We start from the raw sequence: 3,070 nt of genomic DNA, 5'->3' as shown, positions 1-3,070 counted from the left end.
CCATCCTTGACCGCCACCCGCTGCCTTGCGCAGTGAAAAGCTGGTCGGGACGGAGGGATGGTCTTTTCGATCGAACATAGGGATGTCTGTATGGGAGAGCGGAATCACCAATTATCTTGCTCAGAACGAGGGAGCGTCCCCATCAAACACCGAGACCAGGATCATTCTTGTGCTGAAAATTCGGGTTGACACCACTACCCCCATGTGAGCCCTGGGGTTTTTCCGGTACCTGATCTCCCCATATCTGTAAAAACGGGGATACAGAAATGCAAACGATGCGACCGACGCCGGTTACAGACGGCAAGGTCACGGTTCCGCCCGCTGAAACACCCGGATTGCGCGGATTGTTGTCACTTGCCGTTGCGGCGGTGGTGGTGTGCGCGTTGTATTTCGCACGGGAGGTTCTGATCCCGATTACGCTAGCGGTCCTGCTTAGCTTTCTGGTTGCGCCGATCGCTGCCTGGTTTCGCCGCTGGCGTTGCGGTCGCGCCGGTTCAGTGATGCTGGCGATGCTCCTGCCACTGGTCGTTCTGCTCGGGCTTGGTACCATCATCGGCACCCAGATCAGCGCGCTGATTCAGGAAGTACCGGCCGAAAGGACTATAATTATAAAAAAAATCGACACGATCCGTAATGCAACGATCGGCAATTATAACAGCTTCGTCAAACAGGCCGGCAAGGAGCTGCAGCACGCCGCATCGCCGCACCAGGTAAGCCGGTTGCTCAACCAGCCGCCGCCACCCGAACGCGTTTCCGTGGTGCCGCAACCCACCGCGCCGAGCGATGTTGCCAAGGGGATCGTGGGTCCGCTGCTCGATCCGCTGGCGGAGATGTTTATCGTTTTCGTCGTTGCAACATTCATTTTACTTTATCGGGAAGATCTGCGCGATCGTATGATCCGCTTGTTCGGCTCAACCGATCTGCACCGCACCACCACGGCACTCGACGATGCGGCCGAACGGCTCAGCCGATATTTCCTGACCAAATTCCTGATCAATGCCGGGTTTGGCATCGTGGTCGGACTTGGCCTGTTCGCGATCGGTGTGCCCGGCGCGATCCTATGGGGTGTATTGACCACGCTCGCGCGGTTCATTCCCTATATCGGCAGTTTCATCGCCGCGGTGCCGCCGCTGCTGCTGGCGGCCGCAGTCGATCCCGGCTGGTCGATGGCGATCTGGACCCTGGTGCTGTTCGTGGTCGGCGAAATGTTGGTAGGCCAGGTGGTCGAGCCGATGATGTACGGCCGCACCACCGGCTTGTCGCCGATTTCGGTGGTGATTGCCGCGATTTTCTGGGGATGGCTGTGGGGGCCGATCGGACTGCTGCTGTCGACGCCGCTGACCCTGTGCTTCGTGGTATTAGGTCGGCACGTGGAGCGGCTGGAATTTCTCGATGTGCTGCTGGGGGACCGCCCAGCATTGACCCCGGTAGAAACCTTCTACCAGCGCGCCCTGGCCGGCGATCCGGACGAGGCGTTGGATCAGGCCGAGATCCTGCTGCGCGACCGCTCGTTGTGCGGCTATTACGACACTGTCGTGCTCCCCGCCCTGCGCCTCGCTGCCGGCGATGCGGCGCGGGGTGCGCTCTATCCGGGGCAGTTGGAGCGGATCACCATGACCGTTGCTGAATTGCTCGATGGGTTGAGTGACCAGGATGATGCTGAAAAGCCCGAGCACACCGCTTCGCTCGCCGATCCTGCCGGGCAGAGCCTTGCCGAACAGACCGAGCCCCATCCGTCGGCACCGCAACTGTACCTGCCGCCGCAAGCACAATTGGCACCGATCTGGCAGGGTGCGGCGCCCGTGCTCTGCATCGCCGGGCGGGGTCCGCTCGATGGCGAGGCCTGTGCGATCATCGCGCAGCTTCTGTCCAAGCACGGTATCGGGACCCGCGTCGTCGCGCATGATGCGGCGGCGCGCACCCATATCGCCAGCCTTGATACCGAGGGAGTCGCCCTCGTGTTTCTGTGCTATCTCGACATCGCGGCGGCACCGTCCAGCTTGCGCTACCTCGCGCAACGCATACGCACTGCCTGTCCCGACGCCCCGATCTCGGCTGGTTTCTGGACATCCAAGGCCGATTATGAACGTTATGCCGATTTTCAGGCCGCAATCGGGGCAACCTACTATCCGACTTCGCTGCGCGATGCGGTCGATCAGGTGCTGGGCGCCGCGATTGCGATGGCGCAGCGGGCGCCGGTGTCGCCAATTCTAGCCGATCCTGAGTCACAGTCGGAAGAGCATGTTTTCAGGCTCGGTCTGCCGATTCAACCTGGGGCAGCATAGCGCGTGAGAGCATTGTCAAGTTGAATAGATGGGGCAGGCTCTGACCAAGACCCGATCGATCAAGCGGCCAAGTTGGCGACGTGGTCGTTCCAGAGCGAAAATGCGTCGGCTCGGCTGTGGCGGAATGATCGGGCGGAGAGGCGGTGGCGTTTCGGGCGGAACAGGGTGATGATCTGGTCGTGGGTGGCGAGAAATCTCTGGGCCTGGCCGGCGGACTTGAACCGGCCCATGATCTTCTCTCGTCGTCTTGTATGGCGGTGAGAGACTTCGATCCGATTGTTCAACTGCTTGTGGGTTCGATGATCGGCACTGCGGCAATCCGAGCGGAGTGCTACGTCATAGTTCCGCAGCTTGTCGGTCACCACGACGCGCGGCAGCTGCCCCCATCGATGCATCAGCTTACGGAGAAACCGTCGGGCAGCACGGGCATTGCGGCGTTTCTGGACCAGGATGTCCAGCACGTCGCCCCGGTCATCGACGGCACGCCATAGCCAGTGCGGCTCACCGCCGATGGTGATCACCATCTCGTCGATAGGCCATTTATCGCCCGCCGATGGTCTGTCGCGCCGGATCCGTGCTGCGATCTGCGGCCCGAACCGATCGATCCATGCCCGGATCGTCTAGTAGCTCACCGTCACACCGCGTTCAGCCAGCAGCTCTTCAACGTCCCTCAGGCTCAGGTTGAAACGGTAATAGCTCCAGACCGCATACGCGATCACCTATCGGGGAAAGCGATACCCCTTCAAGCGAAATGACGACGGCAAGTCCGCCATGCGAGATCGCTA

At 61.0% G+C, this 3,070-nt stretch carries 1 protein-coding gene and 1 pseudogene; one reads left to right on the top strand and one right to left on the bottom strand.

Annotated features, from left to right (window positions below; all coding sequences use genetic code 11):
* Positions 1–266 precede the first annotated feature (266 nt).
* Complete coding sequence (locus ACP5E6_RS17705; protein ID WP_427956482.1) at positions 267–2,285, top strand: AI-2E family transporter; 2,019 nt, start codon at positions 267–269, stop codon at positions 2,283–2,285.
* A gap of 59 nt (positions 2,286–2,344) precedes the next feature.
* On the opposite strand, the pseudogene ACP5E6_RS17700 reads toward ACP5E6_RS17705, so the two are convergent.
* Positions 2,345–3,004 (bottom strand): annotated as a pseudogene (locus tag ACP5E6_RS17700) (IS6 family transposase).
* Positions 3,005–3,070 lie beyond the last annotated feature (66 nt).

It is taken from the genome of Acidiphilium sp., assembly GCF_049977125.1.
Classification (GTDB): domain Bacteria; phylum Pseudomonadota; class Alphaproteobacteria; order Acetobacterales; family Acetobacteraceae; genus Acidiphilium.
This window is presented reverse-complemented; position numbering and strand designations above follow the sequence as displayed.